This window comes from Bacteroidota bacterium (assembly GCA_035506275.1).
Taxonomy (GTDB): domain Bacteria; phylum Bacteroidota; class Ignavibacteria; order UBA10030; family UBA8401; genus JAGVPT01.
Window position 1 is genome coordinate 126,381 of sequence record DATJPT010000003.1, and the last position, 20,137, is coordinate 146,517.

18 protein-coding genes are annotated in these 20,137 nt (G+C 53.5%); 13 read left to right on the forward strand and 5 right to left on the reverse strand.

Annotated elements, in window-relative coordinates; all coding sequences use genetic code 11:
• Together VMF88_01875 and VMF88_01880 are read left to right on the forward strand one after the other, a co-directional pair.
• The gene (locus VMF88_01875) at positions 1-1,101 is read left to right on the forward strand and encodes a PorV/PorQ family protein (GenBank protein ID HTY09795.1); all 1,101 of its coding nucleotides are present in this window, start codon (positions 1-3) and stop codon (positions 1,099-1,101) included.
• A 7-nt stretch (positions 1,102-1,108) separates the two neighbouring features.
• Positions 1,109-2,194 (forward strand): hypothetical protein, encoded by a 1,086-nt coding sequence (locus VMF88_01880; GenBank protein HTY09796.1) that lies wholly within the window; start codon positions 1,109-1,111, stop codon positions 2,192-2,194.
• A 12-nt stretch (positions 2,195-2,206) separates the two neighbouring features.
• Here the strand turns inward: VMF88_01880 and VMF88_01885 are convergent, their stop codons facing one another.
• On the reverse strand, positions 2,207-2,821 hold the full coding sequence (locus tag VMF88_01885) for a flavin reductase family protein (GenBank protein ID HTY09797.1): 615 nt from the start codon (positions 2,819-2,821) through the stop codon (positions 2,207-2,209).
• A 278-nt stretch (positions 2,822-3,099) separates the two neighbouring features.
• Between VMF88_01885 and VMF88_01890 the strand changes: the two genes are divergently transcribed.
• On the forward strand, positions 3,100-4,809 hold the full coding sequence (locus VMF88_01890) for an AMP-binding protein (protein HTY09798.1): 1,710 nt from the start codon (positions 3,100-3,102) through the stop codon (positions 4,807-4,809).
• Between the two features lie 51 nt (positions 4,810-4,860).
• Here the strand turns inward: VMF88_01890 and VMF88_01895 are convergent, their stop codons facing one another.
• The 3 genes from VMF88_01895 to VMF88_01905 all read right to left on the reverse strand — a co-directional run bounded on the left by VMF88_01895 (position 4,861) and on the right by VMF88_01905 (position 8,233).
• Complete coding sequence (locus VMF88_01895) at positions 4,861-5,625, reverse strand: phosphatase PAP2 family protein (protein ID HTY09799.1); 765 nt, start codon at positions 5,623-5,625, stop codon at positions 4,861-4,863.
• A 443-nt stretch (positions 5,626-6,068) separates the two neighbouring features.
• The gene (locus tag VMF88_01900; protein HTY09800.1) at positions 6,069-7,013 is read right to left on the reverse strand and encodes a PDZ domain-containing protein; all 945 of its coding nucleotides are present in this window, start codon (positions 7,011-7,013) and stop codon (positions 6,069-6,071) included.
• Between the two features lie 110 nt (positions 7,014-7,123).
• Positions 7,124-8,233, reverse strand: coding sequence for an ATP-dependent 6-phosphofructokinase (locus VMF88_01905; protein ID HTY09801.1), 1,110 nt, complete (start codon positions 8,231-8,233; stop codon positions 7,124-7,126).
• A 245-nt stretch (positions 8,234-8,478) separates the two neighbouring features.
• Between VMF88_01905 and VMF88_01910 the strand changes: the two genes are divergently transcribed.
• The 8 genes from VMF88_01910 (at position 8,479) to VMF88_01945 (ending at position 19,045) form a co-directional block, all read left to right on the forward strand.
• On the forward strand, positions 8,479-9,411 hold the full coding sequence (locus VMF88_01910; GenBank protein HTY09802.1) for a substrate-binding domain-containing protein: 933 nt from the start codon (positions 8,479-8,481) through the stop codon (positions 9,409-9,411).
• A 3-nt stretch (positions 9,412-9,414) separates the two neighbouring features.
• A complete protein-coding gene (locus VMF88_01915; protein HTY09803.1) occupies positions 9,415-10,920 on the forward strand; it encodes a sugar ABC transporter ATP-binding protein in 1,506 nt (501 codons plus the stop codon).
• Positions 10,910-11,869 (forward strand): ribose ABC transporter permease, encoded by a 960-nt coding sequence (locus VMF88_01920; GenBank protein HTY09804.1) that lies wholly within the window; start codon positions 10,910-10,912, stop codon positions 11,867-11,869. The genes VMF88_01915 and VMF88_01920 overlap by 11 nt, the downstream gene beginning before the upstream one ends.
• Positions 11,870-11,908: 39 nt before the next feature.
• Positions 11,909-15,142: a glycoside hydrolase family 38 C-terminal domain-containing protein gene (locus VMF88_01925; protein ID HTY09805.1), complete on the forward strand. Its 3,234-nt coding sequence runs from the start codon at positions 11,909-11,911 to the stop codon at positions 15,140-15,142.
• Between the two features lie 340 nt (positions 15,143-15,482).
• Positions 15,483-16,628, forward strand: coding sequence for a flagellin (locus VMF88_01930; protein HTY09806.1), 1,146 nt, complete (start codon positions 15,483-15,485; stop codon positions 16,626-16,628).
• Between the two features lie 120 nt (positions 16,629-16,748).
• Positions 16,749-17,159, forward strand: coding sequence for a hypothetical protein (locus tag VMF88_01935; GenBank protein ID HTY09807.1), 411 nt, complete (start codon positions 16,749-16,751; stop codon positions 17,157-17,159).
• Between the two features lie 21 nt (positions 17,160-17,180).
• Complete coding sequence (fliD, locus tag VMF88_01940; GenBank protein ID HTY09808.1) at positions 17,181-18,692, forward strand: flagellar filament capping protein FliD; 1,512 nt, start codon at positions 17,181-17,183, stop codon at positions 18,690-18,692.
• 23 nt (positions 18,693-18,715) lie between these two features.
• Positions 18,716-19,045 carry a flagellar protein FlaG gene (locus tag VMF88_01945; GenBank protein HTY09809.1) on the forward strand — a complete coding sequence of 110 codons (330 nt, stop codon included), beginning with the start codon at positions 18,716-18,718 and terminating at the stop codon, positions 19,043-19,045.
• Positions 19,046-19,055: 10 nt separating this feature from the next.
• On the opposite strand, the gene VMF88_01950 is transcribed toward VMF88_01945, so the two are convergent.
• Entirely contained in the window at positions 19,056-19,244 is a 189-nt protein-coding gene (locus VMF88_01950; GenBank protein HTY09810.1) for a hypothetical protein, read from the reverse strand.
• Between the two features lie 204 nt (positions 19,245-19,448).
• Here VMF88_01950 and VMF88_01955 point away from each other — a divergent pair, with 204 nt between their 5' ends.
• Together VMF88_01955 and VMF88_01960 are read left to right on the forward strand one after the other, a co-directional pair.
• Complete coding sequence (locus VMF88_01955; GenBank protein ID HTY09811.1) at positions 19,449-19,715, forward strand: hypothetical protein; 267 nt, start codon at positions 19,449-19,451, stop codon at positions 19,713-19,715.
• A gap of 4 nt (positions 19,716-19,719) precedes the next feature.
• Entirely contained in the window at positions 19,720-20,028 is a 309-nt protein-coding gene (locus VMF88_01960) for a hypothetical protein (GenBank protein ID HTY09812.1), read from the forward strand.
• The last annotated feature ends 109 nt before the right edge of the window (positions 20,029-20,137 follow it).

Here is a 20,137-nt window from a genome sequence, read left to right on the forward strand (position 1 = left end):
ATGAGAGAATGTAGAATCGCACAGAACAAAAAAAACCGGATTTCACCAAGCGCGCTGGTCTTCGCATTGGTGCTTGGGTCTTCTGCGGCCTTTGCGCAGCTCGTCCCGAATTTAGGGGGGCAGCGTGTCGGGATATCGGCGTATCAATTCTTGAAGATCGGCGCTGACTCGCGGGGTTCGTCCATGGGAGAGGCCTACGTCGCGGTTGTCAACGACGTGTCGGCGCTTTTCTGGAACCCGGCAGCCCTCGTGAATTCTGAAACGAACCCGGCAATCGTCCGGGATACCGCCGCCTCGGCGAACGACCTTGCGTACCGGGGACAGGCGATCTTTTCTCACACCGACTGGCTTGTCGGCGTTCAACACGAATTTTTCGGCGCCAGTTATTTCCTTACGACGAACGATGCGGTCGGAATTGCGGCAACCTCGCTCCACACCGACCCCATGAGCGTGACGACCGAGACGCAACCGACCGGTACAGGGAACTATTTTACGTACGGCGACGTGGCGATCGCCGCCACTTATTCGCGGAGGATGACCGATCAATTCAGCTTCGGTGCGACCGTTCGGTATGTGCGCGAAACGATCGACGTGCTGCATATGGACGGCGTCCTTATCGACCTTGGGACTTTTTATTATCTCGGACTCGGCACTTCGCGGTTCGCCGTTGTCGTCTCCAACTTCGGCGCGAATGTTCATCCGGTTGGCATGGTCACCCGCGAGGACGGCACAACCGTCAACAACTTCCAGTCGTTCTCGCCGCCGACGATGTTCCGTCTCGGCTACGCTGTGGAACCGTGGCTAGACGCACAGAACCGGCTGACGGTTTCCCTGCAGCTGAACCATCCGAACGACAATGCCGAGAATATCTCGTTCGGCGCGGAGTACGCGTACGACAGGATGTTCTTCGTGCGCGTTGGCGTCAAAAGAACCGTCGGCGAATCGTTCCTCGGCGCTTCGACTTCGACCGCACAGGATTTTTCTGCGGGAGCCGGCGTGCTGATCCCGCTTGGGATCACGACCGCATCTCTTGATTATGCGTTTGCGAACTACAACGACCTCGGCGCAGTGAACCGTATCACTGTTTCCGTCACGTATTGATTGCCTGATGAAAACATTTTGTTCGGCCATAATTCTCTTGCTTCTTGCGCTGGTCGCCGGATGCCAAACGCCGTACGACATCAATGACCTGCCGCAAACCGGCAGCTTCCATTTCACCGGCGATACCACGTACATTCAAACTGGGGCATGGACGGGCTTCAATAAGCCGAACGCCATTCTGTATGGACGCGATCAGTTGTTCTATGTCATGGACACCTACAACAATCGGATCGTCATGTTGAATCAGGCGGGGAGCGAGTTGAGCGAGCTGAAGATTCTGCAGCCGCTCTCGGCCGCCGAAGATACCAGGCTTGACCTAATCGTTGGTGCTTCAGCCATCGACCCGGTCATCCATGATACCATCGCCATTATTGTCCGCGTGAAGCTCTCGGAAGCGCTGGGAGTTCTCTCTTCAGCAGCGATCGACACGATATGGCGGGAGAGCGCTCATCCCCAGAGGAAATTCGTCGGGGTAGGGATCATACCGGGAGACGAATATCTCGTTGCCCGGGACGGACCGGACAACAGCAGCCCCGTCGATCCCGATGCCCGCATTCTGCTCTTTCAGTACGTGCATGAAAGTCAGACCGCGCGCAAAGATTCTTTTATCACGCCGCTGGGTGACTTGCAGACAGGGATCGGGAGTTCGATCACGTCCCTCAATCACCCGACCGGGCTCGCGACATTCCCGGGGAAATCGGATTTTGTCGTTGTCCAAAAATCGAGCGGCGTGCAGTACGAGGCCTTGTGGATGGTCTACTCAAAGACCGTGGATTTTGAAGGATGGCTTCCGAAGTTCGACCCTGCGGCCGGGCAGGGGGGAATTGATTTTATCCTGCCGAACCGATTTATCGACCCTGAAGGCGTTGCCATCGACCCGTCCAGGTCCGATATTTTTATTGTTGACGCACAGCAGGACAGCGTTGCCCGGTTCAATGCACGCGGCTTCTTTCAAAGCTCGTCGTTCGGCGGCCATTCCCCGCAGATCACCCTTGTTCACCCCCACGGCATCGCCGTTGCGCAAAGCGTGCTGTATGTCTGCGATACCGACGAAAATAGAATCGTGATTTATACCTTGTCGACCAGCTTCTGACGGCGCCGCGGGTCACGGCGTCTTCTTCGCGATCCTGAACCGCTTACTCTCGAACAGAAGTTCGATCTCTGCGTAATAATTTCCCCCCATCCGCGCAATCGGCCGCAAGACATGCGGGTCGATCATCCCATCTCGATACACCTCATCGCTTACGTGGAACCTGACAATTTCCCCGATGATAACGTCAGCAGGTTCGTCCCCTAATTCGAGGTGACGATGTAAAATGCACTCGAGGCTTACCGGCGCTTCTTGAATTCTCGGCGTCTTGAGGCTTGTGCTTGGAGCGTAGGGAAGTGTGCCTTGCTCAAGCTCTGCAACCTCCGGAGGAATGTCTGCCGATGCGGCGGTCATCGACCCCAGCAATCGCTCCGTCACAATGTTGACGACAAACTCTTTCGTCCGCAGAATGTTCTCCGCCGTGTGCTTCATCGCTCCGTTTTTCCGTTCCGCTGAGATCATCAACAACGGGGGGGACGAAGTGACGGCGTTAAAGAAACTGTACGGGGCAGTATTGACCTTGCCGTCGGCGTTCATCGTGGTGACGATGGCGATCGGGCGGGGGACAATGGCGCCGGTCAGAAGATGATACACTTCCTTCGGAGAAAGTTTTTTTGGGTCAAGAATCATGGCTTTTTATGGTAATGGAAATGATGCTCCAGCAATCATGGACGGCGAACGGCATCGTATGGAGTATAACGGACAGAAAAGAGTTCCTCAGACCATACAACGGCATGGCAGAAGATAGATAAAAAAGTTGACAGATTAAAAGAAAAACTTTTAGTATATTCGGATTAGAGAACGATCAGGATCACACTGCTTTACTCGTGAGGGCCGGTCCCTCCCCGATATTCAATCCTTCAACGTTATTAGCTCACGGAAAAATCTCTCTCCTAAAATACTCCACTATGAAAACTGCTTTTGAACTCTATCAATCGCCGGATATTGCGTCCGTCCAACAGATGATCGTCGACGCCGCATCGCGCTACGGCGAAAAAATCGCCCTTGAAGACCTCAAAGAGACTCCGATCGCAAAGGTCACTTACCGCTCGCTTCTAAAGAACATTCTCAAATTTGGCATTGCGCTCCAGAACCTTGGGCTTAAAGAGCGGAGCCATGTTGCGGTGATCAGCGAGAACAGAGTGCAATGGGGGATCTCGTATCTCAGCGCGATGTGCTTCAACTACATTATCGTTCCGATCGACAGAAACCTCCCGATCAATGAAGTGCTGAACATCATTCATGAAGCGGACGTTACGGCCATTATTTTTTCGGATGCGTTCGATTCGGTCTTCCGGGAGCGGAAGTCATCCCTGAAGAACCTCAAATATTATATCAGCATGGATCTGCCGCTTGCAAAAGGGGGCTTCCATTCCATGAGAGAGCTGATCGAGAAAAGCCCCGGCTGCAGGGAAGACGACATGCCGGCCATCCATCCGGATGAACCGGCTGAGATCATTTTTACCTCCGGGTCGCTCGGAAGGGCGAAAGGGGTGATGCTGAGCCAGAAGAACCTCGCGTCAAACCTAATGGCCATGGTGCGGATGTTCCGGATCTATTCCGAGGACAGGTTCTTGTCGGTTCTTCCGATGCACCATACGTACGAATGCACCTGCGGCTTTTTATGCCCGCTGTACGGCGGCGCGTCCGCGCACTATGCCCGGTCGCTCAAGACCGTCGTTGAAGATCTGCAATCGGTGAGGGCCACAATGCTCCTCGGTGTCCCGCTCCTTTTCGATAAAATGTTCAAGCGGATCTATAAGACGATCAACGAAAAGAAAATTACGTCGCTCGTGATAGGACCGCTTATCAAGGTCACCGACGTCGTTGAGCGCGTCGGGTGGAAGAGCTTTAAGAAGATTGTCTTCAAGGAAATTCACCGCCGGTTCGGCGGTTCGATCCGCTGCTTCATAGCCGGCGGGGCCGCCCAGGATCCGATGGTCGCGAAAGGCCTGCGTGAATTCGGGTTCAATTTTGTCCAGGGATACGGCCTTACTGAGGCGTCTCCCATCCTCACGTTGAACCGTTTGGATCAATTCAAAGATGACGCTGCCGGCCTCCCCTTGCCGGGCGTTGAACTCCTTATTCATGACCCGGATGCCGAGGGGGTCGGCGAGGTTTGGGCGAAGGGGGAAAACATCATGGTCGGATACTATAAGAATGAAACGGCGACAAAGGAGACCTTCGATAACGGATGGTTCAAGACGGGAGATCTTGGGCGCATCGATGAAGAGGGTTTTCTGCATATCTGCGGCAGAAAAAAGAACGTCATCATTTCGAAAAGCGGTAAGAATGTCTATCCCGAAGAAGTTGAGGACGTCCTGAACCGGAGCCCGTACGTCCTTGAATCATACGTGTATGGCGAAGAGGATGCAAAGCTGGATGAGATCATTGCCGCCCAGATCGTCGTCGATGCGGAGGCTTTCATTGAGCTTTCCGAACTGAAAAATGTCAGGATCACTCCCGAACTTATTCACGAGGTGATCGCTGACGAGGTGAAGAAGGCCAACGCGGAACTTCCGGGGTTCAAGCAGATCAAAACGTTCAAGATCCGCGAGCAGGAATTTGAGAAAACCACGACCCAGAAGATCAAACGCTATCTCGTCGGGAAGAACTAACGTTGAAGGGGCGCCCCTGAAGGAAGATCACGAAGGGATATCTCGGGAGAACTAATTCAGACTGAGGCTCATTTTTAGGCCGGCACCCCCCGGCAGAAGGGTTGGCTGGATCGATAAAGCGTTGGAGCCGTCCTTTCCGAAGGCGGCAACATCGTATCCCTCCGGATGTGCCGCGATCATCCCGAATGTATATCCGATTGCGAGACCGAGAGGGTAATCGCTGTACCAATGGATTCCGATATTGACCATGGTAACGCCGATCGCTCCCACGATAGCGTAACCGACCGGGCGGATCCATGATATCTGCGGATAATTTTCCGCGATGACGACGACGGTCGATATCGAAGTGCAGAGGTGGCCGGTTGGAAATGCGTCATAATGCGGGACTCTTTTGGCGTAATCGAACTGATTCGGAAAGAACCGCCAGACCCCCGCCGGAGCGGATGACACGAATGGGCTTTCTCTCCCGGTGACATGTTTTACTAGCTGCACAACGATGCCTCCGGAGAGGATCGCCTGCACGACTTCCTCTCCCGTTCGCAAAGCACGGTTATCGTTCAGCACCAAGCCGTACAGCAAATAGCCGCTGGCGAGCGCGGCCTGTGCATCCCCCTGACCGAACTCTGTAATGAAATTGCTGACAGAACTTACCGTTGCAGATTCTTTGTCCCATTTTCTTTGCGCCTGCCACGTCGCGTTATCCGTTGCCATCAGAATTCCGGTCATCGCCGCAATCGCCGAATACTCGCCAATCTTGTCGCTGCGAAAGGTGATGTTGTAGAATTTTGCCCAGTCACCAGGGACATTCGTCACCATCGAATACCAGAGCGGTTTTCCGTTTGGGTTTTGCGGGAATGGCAGTGAAGAGTCGGCGGAATCTGCCCGGGGTGGTTGACTCGAAGAAGTGTCTGGACGATCGCTCGAAGGCTGGCCGGCCGATGCAATGGAGATCAGAAGAGCAGAGGAGAACAACACCGCAATAGTTCTAACAATAAAACTCGATCCCAAGAACGTTCTACTCAAATTGACCCGAAAAATTAGAGCGAAATTGCAATAAAATCAATAACGTACATCGGTAAAAGTACTGAATAATTTCGTTAGACACAATATTTGTCGATCGGTTTGAATGTACAAGGCAAGGGGGAAAAAATCGGTCAGCCCGGGCCGGCCATGGTGTTGGCGAAGGAGAGGCGGGAAGAATGGTAGAAAGCAAAAGGGCGGCGATGGTACGCCGCCCTTTTCTTCCTGAAATGATAGACCTAAACCTTCACACGGGACATCGTGTCTCGCATCCGGTCGATCTGCAATTCCAGATTGCGCATATCCGGCATAATGTCGGGACGCGGAACTCTCAGTTGAATTCCTTCAGGTCCAAAGCCTTCCATGCCGGGAGCATTCTCGAAACGGAAATTAAAGGAAGAAGGGGCATCGTTGTCCTCAATCTCCACGGTCAATGTCGTGGGGGCTCCTTTTCGGATGACCTGCACGTCGACTTTATCCCCGGTATCGACGTCCTCCAGCGCATCAGAAAGGTCACGCAGTTCTTCCACCGTGTTTTTGTTGACCTTCGTGATGACATCTCCCGCCTTGAACCCGGCTTTGGCTCCCGCACTTTTCTTGTCCACCGCTTCGACCAGCAGCCCTCTTCCGTTCGGCGCTCCAAAATATTCACCCAACTGCTCGTTCAATTCTGAGAGCTGAAGACCCCAGGTTTTTTCCATGCCGAAAATGTTCATGCGCCGTGCCATGGGGGGAGCAAAGGCGAATGCTTCCGCGTGTCTCTCATGAGGGGGTTTCCCGACTGAAATTGCGAGCGATTTCTTTTCACTATCTCGCAATACGACAACTGTGGTCTTTGTGCCTGGTTTAGTCTTTTGTACAATGTGTAAAAGCTCGCCGGCATCGTCGATCGCCTTGCCGTTGAACTCGACAATAACGTCTCCCGCTTTAACTCCTGCAGAATCTGCCGGGCTGTCGTCGAGAACGTCGCTGACATATGCTCCGTTGTTGTCCTTCAGATTCTTCTTCTTTTCCAATTTTGGTGTAATGTCCTGGATCGAAACTCCGAGCCATCCGCCGTGCTGATGGCCGCCGGTGCTGAAAACCTGGATATTACCGTTGTGTTCTCCCGCGTAAGCGGACGCGCCGTAGTAAAGGAATGGAACGCACGCCATCAATGCAAGAGAGAGCATCGATTTTTTCATGATACACTCCTTATGATGTTTGGTAAACAAACTCGTTTGGGCCCATCGTTAATCATATAGACGAGCCCGCTGGGCGTTCGTTCCATTGTTAAGAACAATATTCGGGAAATTCAATCGCCGAAACATATGCCAAGGTCCCGGGCGGTCACGACGGTGTCGCAGTCGAGGGGGACTGTTTTCATCCGGTTGGTTGCTTCAGCCAGCGGCACATACCGGACCGTCGGCGGGTCGAGTGCGACCATCACTCCTGATTTTCCCTCTTCCAGCGCCCGCACCGCAGCGGCTCCAAATCGGAGCGAGATGAGCCGGTCGAATGTTGTCGGAGTGCCGCCTCGCAGCAGATGCCCGAGAACGACCAGCCGGGTTTCTTTTCCGGTGATCTCCTGGATTTGGTGAGCGACCGTTTCGCCGGCCCCGCCAAGCCGCTCTGCGCGCCCCAATTGCTTTTCGATCACCGACGTTTTTCCGCCTATCGGCTTTGCCCCCTCGGCGACGACGACGATGGCAAAGTAACGATGCTGTTTATCCCTGTCCCTGACCTTTGCGGCGACTTTTGCGATGTCGTAGGGAATTTCCGGAATCAAGATCACATCGGCGGTTCCTGAAACGCCGCTGTTCAAAGCGATCCAGCCGGCATAACGCCCCATCACTTCCACCACCATGACCCGTTGATGCGCCTGCGCCGTGGAGTGGAGCCTGTCGATGCATTCAGTTGCGAACGAAACGGCCGTATCGAACCCAAATGTAATGACCGTCCTGTCGAGGTCGTTGTCGATGGTCTTCGGCACGCCGATGACTTGCAGTCCCTTCTTTTTGAATTCATTGGCTATCGTCAGAGATCCGTCGCCGCCGATCGCGATCAACGCATCGATCTTGTTCTTTTTGAACGCCTTCATGATCTCATCGGAGCGGTCCCGTTCATACCACGTCCCGTCCTTTCTTTGGGTCGGATATTTCAGCGGATTTCCTTTATTGGTTGTCCCCAAAATGGTCCCGCCGAGATGGGTGATACCCCTGACTTTGTCGTGGGTGAGATGAATTAAACCTCCGTCGGGATAGCGCTCGGGAAGGAACAATCCGTTGTATCCGTCGCGGATGCCGAACACTTCCCAGCCGCGTTTTTCCGCGGCAACCGCCGCGGCACGAATGACAGCATTAAGCCCGGGGGCATCGCCGCCCCCCGTGTTGATTGCAATGCGTTTGATCTTGTTTTTACTCATGGTGAATTCTCCGGAGAAGGTACGTCGCTTTGCACAGCGGATTCTTTTGGTTCGACGGTGCACCGATGCTGCGGACAGCATAGGTTCGTGAGAATGTATCAATACGTTGCCGTAATTGCAACGGTAAAAAGGGAGTACGGCCCGGAGCCCTTGAATATCGATGCTGCTTTATTTACATTCTTCCACATTATTTTGACGCGGTGTTGTGCGCCGCGTGTGGTGATCGGAGCATAAACAGGTCGAGAATGAAAAAGAGTATATCGGCAGGATTGATCGTCATCGGTTGTCTATTTGCATTTTCGTCGTGCGGGAAAAAAGCGGACGAGAAGAAGCACGCGAAGGTCATCGGCGTAACGCTTCTGACGCGCGGCCATATGTTTTACAAAGACCTTGAAGAAGGCCTTCGCTCGGAAGCGGCGAAGGATGATTACGAACTGATCGTAACGGCCGCCGAGTTCGATCTTGGAAAGCAGATCGCACAAATAGAGGATTTCGTCGCACGTAAAGTCGATGCGATCATCGTTTGCCCGGTCGATTCTAAAGGCGTCGGCAGCGGGATCAAAAGGGCCAACGACGCAAAGATTCCCGTGTTCACTGCCGATATCACTGCAATGGAAGGGAATGTCGTCAGCCATGTTGCTTCCGACAATGAGTTAGGCGGAAGACGGGCCGGTGAATATATCGCCAACCTTCTTCACGGCAAGGGGAAGGTCGCGATCATCGACCAGCCGATCCTTACCTCGGTCCTCGACCGAGTTGCCGGCTTCAAGAATGCGCTTGCCAAATATCCGGACATCAAGCTTGTGTCGGACGTCAACGGCGACGGTGTCCGGGATAGATCGCTCGAAGCGGCATCCGATATCCTCCAGGCGCACCCCGACCTTAACGGGATATTCGGAATCAACGATGAGTCTGCCCTCGGCGCGCTTGACGCCGTAATGGCCTTCAAGCGGATGAATATCGTCATCGTCGGATACGACGCAACGCCCCCGGCAGTCGACGCCATTCTGAAGGATACCCCGTTGAAAGCCGACATTATACAGTATCCGAAAAAGATCGGAGCTGCGACGATCTCCGCGATCAATGACTATTTTTCCGGCGCCCCGGTTCAAAAGCGGTATGCCGTCGAAGTCGGCATCGTTGACAGGGAAGCATTACAGAGGACAACCTCGCCGTAGCACATGCCCACGTTGCTCCGTTTGCAATGCGTTTCAAAAAGCTATCCCGGCGTCCGCGCGTTGAGCGAGGTCAATTTTGAATTGCGTCCGGGAGAGGTTCATTGCCTGGTCGGAGAGAACGGGGCGGGCAAGTCGACCCTGATGAAAATTCTTTCCGGAGCCCTCGCGAAGGACAGCGGAGAGATCGCGATCAACGGCATTCCCGTTCAAATCCATTCCCCCTCGGACGCACTCAAGCACGGCATTGGCATCATCTATCAGGATTTTAAGCTCGTCCCGGAATTGTCCGCTGCAGAAAATATTTATCTCGGCAAGGAGCCCCTCCGTGCAGGTTTTCCCTTTATCGATTCGGCGGCCATGCGCGATCGTGCGGGGGCTCAACTCGCCCTATTGGGGGAAGAGTTTGACTCTGCCCTTCCGGTTCGGATGCTGAGCGTCGCCCAACAGCAGATCGTCGAAATTGCCAAGGCCATTTCCCAGAAGGTGAAGATCCTCGCGCTCGATGAACCCTCGGCCCCTCTTACCGGCAAGGAGCTTGTCAAGCTCTTTGCCATCATTCGAAGACTGACTTCGGAAGGGGTCGGTGTCATTTATATCTCGCATCGGCTTGAAGAAATTTTCCAAATTGGGCATCGTGTCACCGTGCTCCGCGATGGAAAGGTCGTTGCCAGCTGTCCCGTCGCAGAAACGGAGAAAAGCACGCTCATCCAATGGATGGTCGGCCGCGACCTGGAAGACGAATACCCTCCCGCAACGCTGACAACCGGAGAGGAGCTCTTGCGGGTCGAAGATGTTCACGCCGGGATTCTCGCGGGCATAAACTTCTCGCTGCATCGCGGGGAAATTCTCGGCTTTGCCGGACTGGTTGGCGCCGGACGAACGGAGCTCGCGCGCGTGATCTTCGCAGCCGACGCGAAAGGATCAGGCCGGATCTTCCTCGACGGAGAAGAGATTCGCCCCCGCTCGCCGCGTGAAGCGATCGATCTCGGCATCGGACTTCTCACCGAAGACCGCAACCGGCTCGGACTCATCCCCGAGATGAATGTCATCGAGAATGTCACTCTTTCAAGCCTTTCAGATCTGGTGCGCGGCCCGTTCCTGGATACTGCCAAAGAAAACAGAGACGTTCAACGTCTGATAGAAAAGCTCCATATAAAAACGCAGGGAGGAAATAAACCGGTTGAAAACTTGAGCGGAGGTAATCGTCAAAAGGTCATCCTCGCTCGGTGGCTGCTGAAGCGGTCAAGAGTATTGATCTTTGATGAACCCACCGCCGGGATCGATGTTGGCGCAAAGTATGAGATCTACTCGCTGATCAATGCCCTGGCGCAGGAAGGAGTCGGCATTATGATGATCTCATCCGACCTTCCTGAACTTCTCGGAATCTGCACAAGAATTATTGTCATGCGTGACGGGACCATCGCCGGTGAATTTGGCCGGAGTGAGGCAACGCAGGAAAAGATCATGGCGATGGCAACCGGGTTGGCGGAGGTATCGTATGGCCGCTGATCCGCGCCGCAATTTGTTTTCATCGATGGCCGCAAAGTTCGGTATAGGATTGACATTGGCCGTCGAAGTGATCATTTTCTCCCAGCTTTCCCCGTATTTCTTTACTGCTGAAAACATCCTGAACGTTTCTCTGCAGCTATCAATCACCGCTATTATTGCCGCCGGGATGACATTCGTGATCCTCACGTCAGGCATCGATCTATCGGTGGGAGCTCTTGTCGCTTTAACGGGAGTTGTTTCCGCCAGCATTGCGAAAATCTCCCTTCCGGTCGGTGTTACTCTTCCTCTTGCGATCGCCGCAGGGTTAACCATCGGGGCGCTCTCGGGGGCATTTGCCGGCGTATGTGTCACCCGCTTTTCCATCACGCCGTTCATCGCCACGCTTGCGCTCATGACGATCTTTCGGGGCGCTGCTTATATTTTCACGGACGGGAGGCCGATTTGGGAACTCCCCTCACAATTCAGCCAGCTTGCCGGCGGGAGGGTGTACGGAATTCCCTATCCGACGTTGATCATGGCTGTCGTTTTTGCGGTGGCATATGTCGTCTTGAAATGGACACGGTTCGGCCGTCATGTGTACGCAGTCGGCGGAAACAAAGAAGCGGCCCGGCTCGCGGGAATCGACACGGACCGAGTTCTGATCGGAGTGTACGTCATTTGCGGTGTGTTGACATCGCTGAGCGGAATTTTGCTGGCGTCGCGAGTCAATTCCGGGCAGCCGAACGCGGGGCTCATGTATGAACTGGACGTCATTGCTGCCGTTGTCGTCGGGGGAACGAGCTTGGCGGGGGGGCGGGGATCGATCGTCGGAACATTGCTCGGCGCTGTCCTGATCGGAGTGCTCCGGAACGGATTGAATCTGCTCGACGTCAATTCGTACGTCCAGCAAGTTGTTGTCGGATTTGTTATTCTTATAACGGTCATGATCGACCAGACGAGAAAAAAATAAGCTGCACCATGGTGTCACTTTGATTCTAAAGGAGTCGTTATGAAAAAAATGATCTCTCTTTGTGCCGTGTTGATTTTCCCGGTCGTTCTTATGGGACAGACAACCGTCGATAGGGTTGCCCGTGCGCTCGATTCAATGGCGATATTCCAGATGAATGACTGGAAGATGAGCTCCAACCTTAAGTACGGCGAGGTCACCGGAGATCCGACGCAACAAGGGTTCGATGATTCGCAGTGGCAAACCCTGAAGGTCTCACAGCGGGCGCGCGTCGATTCGTGCTGGCTGAGAAGGGAGATTGTGGTTCCCGAGTATATCCTCGGCAAAAAGGTCGGGGGCACCGTAAAATTTGTCGTGGCGGTCGACGAATACGGTTACGTGTGGATCAACGGGGCAAGCAAAGGATATTTTCCCGGGGACGGAGTTTTCGTTCTTTCGACCGATGCAAAGCCAGGCGACAGATTTCTTATCGCCATCCGCGCCGTCACGACGTGGGGGAGGCTCACATTACGGCGTGCAGAGATAGAGACACCGGGCACCGATACGATCCGTCAAGTGATCAAGGATTTTTCGTTGAGCATTCGCGTCGGTCAGGAACTCCTAAGCCTTGATACAAAGCAATCCACTCCTTATGACAACAAGGTGCAGGATTTCGGCATCGATAAATCGAAACTTGATAAAGGAGAGAAGATAAAACTGAACGGTCTGCTTCAGGAGCAGGCGGGGCGCCTCGACCTCGACGCCCTCCGTGCGATGTCGATGGACAAGTTTGTCGCTTCTCTCAATGATGTCCGTTCTCACTTGAAACCTGTCGGAACATTCGCCAAACGCTTTACTCTTTTGTTTGACGCAAATGCTCATATCGATGCCGCCTGGCTCTGGCGCGACAAAGAGACGGTCGAGGTCTGCAAGAACACCTTTACCTCGGTGCTGAACATGATGGACTCACACCCGGACTTTTCTTATACCCAAAGCGCTGCGCTCTATTATAAGTGGATGGAAGATAAATATCCTGACGTATTCAAACGAATTCAGCAGCGAGTGAAGGACGGACGGTGGGAGGTCGTGGGCGGGATGTGGGTCGAGCCGGATTGCAATTTGCCGAGCGGTGAATCTTGGATGCACCATCTGCTCATTTCTAAAAAATATTTCAAGGAGAAGCTGGATGCCGACGTCACCATCGGCTGGAACCCGGATTCCTTCGGCTACAATTGGAACATGCCGCAATTTTACCTCAATGCCGGGATCGATGCGTTCATCACACAAAAATTGGGCTGGAACGATACGAACATTTTCCCGTACCGTGTCTTTTGGTGGGAGGCGCCGGACGGGTCGCGCATTCTTACCTATTTCCCGTACGATTACGTGAATGAGATCGCTGACCCGTTCCAGCTCGCGGAATGGATGCGCCAATTCGAGGCCAATACCGGGTTCCTGAATATGATGGTTCTGTTCGGGGTGGGCGACCACGGAGGCGGGCCGACGGTCGAAATGCTGGACCGGATAGAACATTTGAAACATCTCGATATCTATCCTTCGATCCAATACTGCACGGCGGCCGAGTACCTTGGCTGGCTCAAGAAACAAAACCCCCGAGATATTCCGACATGGAATGACGAGTTGTATCTTGAATATCATCAGGGGACGTTCACCACCCAGGCCAAGATGAAGCTGTATAACCGGCAGAACGAGGCGCTGCTGACCTCCGCCGAAAAATTTTCAACCCTTGCGACCTTGTACGGCAAGAGTTACGAGCACCAGCTGATCAATGACGCCTGGAAGGACGTTCTCTTCAACCAGTTCCACGATATCCTTCCCGGGTCCGGGATACGGGAGAACTACATCGATGCGACGGAGCGGCATAAGGCTGCCGAAAAAGAGGGTTCGTATGTTTTGAAAAATTCTCTGGATGCGATTGCTTCCTCTATCAACACGGCGAAGATGGCGAAGGGAACTCCGTTGGTGGTGTTCAACCCCTTGTCGTGGGACCGGACTGACGTTGCCGCGTTCAAGCTCGCTGAGGGGGATACGAACCAGTACGCAGTGTTCGAGGCGAACGGCAAAGAGATCCCTTCCCAGATCATCAGCACGGGGCTGCTGGAAAGAAAAATAATTTTTGTCGCGTCGAACATTCCATCGGTCGGATTTAGAACATATGAACTGCGCAGACAGACGCCCGCTATTCAGGCGCGGACTCCGCTCGATAGCTCGTTGACGATCGAGAATGAGTTCTTCAAGGTGACTGTTGGGCGTGATTCGGGCTGGGTCAGAAGCATCGTCGACAAAGTAACGGGGCGGGAATTCCTTGGGGGCAACGGCAACAAGCTTGAGCTCCTCGAAGACAAACCGAAACAATGGGATGCATGGAACATCGGCTTGACGGGGAGGGAAAATCCCATCACGCTCCGCACGATCGAAGTGGTCGAACGAGGTCCTGTCCGAACCGTCATCCGGGTTACTCACGATTGTCTCGGCCCGAGTTTTCGGCGGGATTACCCGACGCCCGATTTCCCCAGTTCCTTTTTCACGCAGGACATCATTCTCTACAACGGAATTTACCGCGTCGATTTCAAGACCGACGTTGATTGGTGGGAAGAACATACGATGCTGAAGGTCGCGTTTCCGCTGGCGGTGACAGACACTGTCGCGACGTACGAAATTCCATACGGGACGATCCAGCGGTCCACGCAACTGCGGAATAGCTGGGAGAAAGCGAAGGTGGAAGTTCCCGCTGCCCGATGGGCGGATGTGTCGGGAGCATTGTGCGGCCTGAGCCTTTTGAATAGGTCGAAATACGGATACGACATCAAAGGACGCACAATGAGACTGTCGCTGCTGCGTTCTCCGTTGTGGCCGGACCCGACGGCTGACCGGGGAAAACATTCGATCGAATACAGTCTGTATCCTCATCCGGGCACATGGCGGCAGGCAAACACGGTAGGAGCGGCGTACGACTACAACAATCCGCTGATCGTCATCTCGACCGGAGTACAAAAAGGAAGGCTGGCTTCCTCGGGCTCACTCGTGCAGCTCAATTCGCCGAATCTCATACTGACGGTGTTGAAGAAAGCCGAAGATTCCGACGCATGGATCGTTCAATGGTACGAGTCAAGCGGCCAGGATTCCGAAGCGTTGCTGTCGCTTCCTGCAGCGCCGAAAAAAGTCGTGAGGTCAAATTTCCTCGAAGAGGACGGCACGCCAATTGCCGTCGAGGGAAGAATGGTGAGAGTTCAAACGAAGAAAAATTCAGTGGTGACGTTGAAGATCACCTTCTAAAGGTCACAATAGAAACATACGCTCCACAATGCGCCCTTTGCCGCTGCGGGCAACACTGCCGGCCGCAAAGGGCGCTGCTATGAAACCCCGTTATCGTTCAGGTTTATTTCCATCCGCATTCCCCGCTCTAATTAGTTCAAATAAAAGCAGTTAGACCCGGGGGCGATTCATCCCCTTCATTTTGCTTCGCGATCGGCATCTCCCCTCAAAAAATATCCTATTCTCTCTAATTTTTGGCCGGTACATGCCGATAATAGTCTTAGAAGCTCACAAGGCTTTCACAAAAGACGGGCACGGAAGCCCACTTCAATCCACAAACCATACTTACAAGGAGGTAGTTATGGCATCCACAGCTAGAATCAACACAAACATCGCTGCATTGAACGCCCTCAACGCGTTGAATTCAGTGAACGCGGATCTTCAAGTCCACCAATTGCGGTTAGCGTCCGGTAAACGCATCAATACCGCAGCGGATGATCCGTCAGGATTCGTTATTTCCAGCAAAATGGGCGGAACCCTCGCCGCGTTGAGTGCAGCGTCGGATAACGTCAGCTCTGCGCAGAACATCTATAACGTCGCAGAAGGCGGATATCAGACGATCGCCAACCTGATGACGCAGATCAAAGCTCAGCAAACCGAGTTCAATAACGGCGGACTCGGCACAGACGAGCAGAACGCAATCGCGACAACGATTTCGGACCTTGCAAAGGAAATCGATTCGACGATCGCCCAGACACAGTACAACGGGATAAACCTTATCAACGGGTCCTTTGTGGCTGGTGTCGGTCAGTCGGGCGGCAGTCTCACGTCTGGCGTTGCTTCAGCAGACGGAACAGTAACGGGTGTCGACGTTTCAGGAGCTAAAGCATCTGACACTTACACCCTGAGCAACGTAGGCGCCGTGCTTACATTGACCCGGTCGAGCGATAATGCGACCGCATCAGTGACGATGGGTGCATCGACGGTAGGCGGAGCGCAAACGCTCAATTTTGCTAACCTTGGCGTTTCGATCAGCTACATGGGAACTGCGGCCGCCACGGGCGCAGCCAGTGCGACAGCGTTGGTCGGTGCCGGCACTACGATCACCACAAATGCAGGCTCGACACCGTCGTTCCAGGTTGGCGATACGGGCGCGAATTTCGGTATGTCGCTTACGACAGCCGTAGATTCCACCTCTCTCCTCGGAACGGCAGCTGGCTCCATTACGGCAGCGCAAGTTGCCGGGCTGACCGTTGACACCGGTATGACGACCGTTCTCGATGCGATCGGCAGTATTGGTGCCCAGCAAAACCGCCTTATGGCGAAGCAGACTAACCTTTCGACCATGATCACGAACATTACGGCTTCGAAGAGCCAGATCACGGATGCTGACATTGCGGTCGAACAGATCGCGTCGGTGAAAGATCAGATCCTGCAACAGACTGCGACGGCACAGTTGGCCCAGGCCAATCAGTCACCGCAAGTCTTCTTGTCGTTGTTCAAGTAACAGCCCATGAACGAGCGAGGGGCTCCGGCCGGCTGGCTTGAGCCCCTCACGTTCTTAGCAGAGTGTTGAAAGAGGAGAAGAGCCTGTTACTCATAATCGAACATGAACGGCGAGGAAGACATGGAAACTGCAAATGTAAACTTGATTACGACGCTCGAAGCTGAAGAGGTGCAGCAAACACCTTCCGCTGAACAGCATGCACAAATGATGAAGGCCGGCAGTCAGCACGCAATTGCGATCGCTGCGAATTCATACAGAAGAGAGCACCTGGTGAATCTGATGCCGGTTCAAGTGATCAAGAAACTGTACGACACGGCGATCTTCGCCCTGAAGAAAAAGGATTATGACCTTGCGCACCGGGCGATCACTCAGCTGATGCTCGGTTTGAATTTCGACTACGAGGAAATGGCGGGGGGATTGATGGGATTATATATGTACGCAAAAGAATGTATTCGCAAAGGCAAAATCGCCGAAGCGACAACCGTGCTGGAGGAGTTACGTTCCGCATGGACCCAAGCATTTAATCTCTAGAGTGGGAGTGAGGACAGGACAATGGCAACCGGACCAGCGACACAAGTATCATCGACTATACTGTCTGCTGTTCAACAATTTCAGACGGACCTGCAGACTGAAGAAGTCTCGCCTTTGCAGACTCAGGTAACGGCGATCAACGCCCAGATTTCCGCCCTTGGGACCATGAAGAACAACCTGCAGACCCTGTATAACACGTCCACTGCGATGGCGGTAACAAATAGATCGTCTACTTTTTTGACCCTCATTGCGACAAGCTCGATGCCGAATATCGTTTCGGCGACCGCCACGGCAACCGCCGCTTCGGGAAACCATTCAATACTTGTCACGCAGCTTGCAAAGACAGACGTGGCGCTTTCCAATCAGCTCAATAGCTCTTCTGGAAGCATTGTGACGGCCGAGGGGACGGGGGTGAAAACGATCCAGGTGGGCAATCAGACGGTCAACGTCACTCTTTCCAGCGGTGATTCCAACAGCACGGTATTGACAAATATCGCGAATGCAGTCAATGCCATGAAAGGGAATGTGACCGCATCCGTCGTAACGGATACTTCCTCGACAAGCCGGTTGGTGTTTCAATCGACTCAGACAGGCTCGGCGAACGCTATTACGCTGTCCGACACCGCCGGGACGCTTCTTTCCAATCTCGGTCTCTCGTCGGCAGTCATTTCAGCCAGAACCGCTTTTAACTCGACGACCGCCGGGTTCATGAACCAGAGTACATCGGCACTCGATGCGAACTTCAAGCTTGACGGCATCGACATGGTCCGATCCAGCAATACGGTCACCGATGCACTTACGGGGGTGACTTTAGGGCTCGCTGGCCTTCAGAGCCCGACAGACACGCCCGCTACGATCAATGTTGGCATCAACACGAATCAGATCCAAACGATGGTTCAGCAGTTTATCACAAACTATAATGCAGCCCTCTCATACGTCAATAATGAAACTGCGATGATATCCGGGGCCAGCACGACGGGGAGCACTGCAACCGTGACACCGCAGATCTTTGCCGGGAACCCGACGTTCACGATGCTGAAGGTAAATCTTCAGAGCGTGATCTGGAATCAAGTGACCTCGGCGAAACCGGGCAATCCTGAGAACCTCTTTCAGATCGGGATCACGCCGGGCGCCGACGGTACGCTCAGCATCTCGGATACATCGAAATTCAATGCCGCCATGGCGGCCGATCCGACCGAGATCACGGATCTTTTCAATTCGTCGAACGGCGTTGCCGTGCAGATGAACAATCTTCTGAAACCCTTTGTTACACCGACGACGGGCAGGATAGACTCGATGAATAACGTGGACACGAGCGAGGTGTCGAGCCTCAATGACAGGATCAAAACCCTCAACGCCCAGATCGCGAACCAGACAACGCAGTACCAGAACGAACTTGTGCAACTGCAGGCGGAGTATGAAGATATGCTTGCAACGCAAAATGAGATGGCGAGTATTTTAACCGGCAGCCTGTACCCTGACACGACGACCGGCACGACCACGAGCACATCGTCAACATCGACGACAGGGTAGAGATGATGTTTCAGGATGGATCCATGACAACAACACAACCAGTCGGCGCTCCCACGGGAGCAATGCCGCTGGACATAACAGGATCGGACAATCAAAACCAAGCTTCCAGCAAGCAGAAGAGTTCACTTTCGGCCGAGGAAATGACCGCAGCGGTACAGGAACTTAATGCGGCAATGAAGGTTGTGAACACACGTCTCTCGTTTTCGATCGACAGCATCACCAAGCAAACGGTTGTCACAGTGACGGATGACCAGACCCATGAGGTCATTCGTCAGATCCCTTCGGAAGAAATGCTGAAAGTCTCCGAGCGCATCGCTGAGTTATTAGGAGTTTTGTTTGACCACGCAGGATAAAGGACAAGGCTCAGACCGGGCCATAGCAGCGGGTGTTCAGAATGACAAGTCTTCGTGCGGACGCGACGAAGAGCTCGCAGGTCTTTTCCAGCTGCTTTTTGAAGCGACATCCGCGGCAAACGGACAGACGTCGGGCGGAGACTTCTCCTGCATCCGGGAACTGCTTCAACAACGGCGGCACATCCTCGACCGTGTTCATGAACTGACCGCTGGAAGCAGGCCGGAGAATCGTCCGATAAGCGAGAGCTTAAGATGCCAGCTGCGAACCATGCTGGAATCGACACTACAAGAAAATATTCATATATTAAAACTTCTTCAAGAAAGGAAGAAGATCGTGCTGACGAAGATGACAGAGGTTCAAAACAGGCGGCACGTTTTTCATTATCTACGTTAGGAGGAGGTCATGGGAATCAGTGAAGTTACCGGCAGCGGCGCTCCTGTTCAACCGTCGGTTTCCAAAAAAGTGAAGGACGAACAAGAAGCAAAAGCAGCCTCGAAAGACAAAGTGAACGTCTCCGACGCTGCGCGATCGCTGTATGAGACAGAAAAGGCGAATAAGCTGTCGCAAATTGAAAAGAAGGTCGACGAAGGTTTCTATTCGCAAAAGGACGTGATCGAAAAAGTCGCCGATGCGATGCTCAAAGACCTGAAAAAACAAGTTTCGCAATAACCGCATGGGACATCGTGCCGTGTCTGGAACCGAAGCACTGCTCACCAAAGCGCTCGAGCTGTGCACATACATCAATACGATAAGCGCATCGTATGGCGACGACGGGAAGGGGAAAAAGAAACTCGTTCTCTCGTTCGACCTTTATTGTCTCTTGCTCGAGTACACTTTCTACCTGAAGGGACTCAGCGATACCAACCCGAATACCATCGAAGAATTGATCGTTTGCGACGACCTATTGTTCGAGACCCCAAACCGCCAGCTCGAAGTCAATGTTGATTTCTTTCTCCCCGCCAATACCGTTATCGTCCGGTAACGATCGCCCCCAGTTTTTCACGCTCTCTGAACCGCGGCCTCATACCAGTCCGTCAAGCAGCTCCGTCTTTCCATTGTAAAATGCGTTTTGTATATTACCCCTGAATTTC